Origin of the sequence: Allobosea sp. ASV33 (assembly GCF_016428755.1) — a bacterium.
Classification (GTDB): Bacteria; Pseudomonadota; Alphaproteobacteria; order Rhizobiales; family Beijerinckiaceae; genus Allobosea.
In genome coordinates this window covers 1-322 of sequence record NZ_JAELTI010000250.1, presented here as the reverse complement: position 1 = coordinate 322, position 322 = coordinate 1, and the positions used below count along the sequence as shown (strand labels likewise).

Below are 322 nucleotides of genomic sequence, written 5' to 3'. Positions count from 1 at the left end.
TCTGCCCTCGGTCATTGGCGTCGTGACTTCGCCGACCGGCGCGGTGATCCGTGACATTCTGCACCGCCTCGAGGATCGTTTTCCCCGCCATGTCCTGGTCTGGCCGGTGAGGGTGCAAGGTGAGACCCTGTCTCTTATACACATCTGACGCTGCCGACGATTAACCTTCGGTGTAGATCTCGGTGGTCGCCGGAGCATGAAAAAGGGGGGGGGGGGGGGGGGGGGGGGGGGGGGGGGGGGGGGGGGGGGGGGGGGGGGGGGGGGGGGGGGGGGGGGGGGGGGGGGGGGGGGGGGGGGGGGGGGGGGGGGGGGGGGGGGGGGG

The 322-nt window shown here is 74.2% G+C and carries 1 pseudogene; it reads left to right on the top strand.

Annotated elements, in window-relative coordinates:
- Nucleotides 1-124 (top strand): annotated as a pseudogene (locus tag JHD80_RS27375) (exodeoxyribonuclease VII large subunit); the annotation flags it as partial.
- Nucleotides 125-322: the final 198 nt, after the last annotated feature.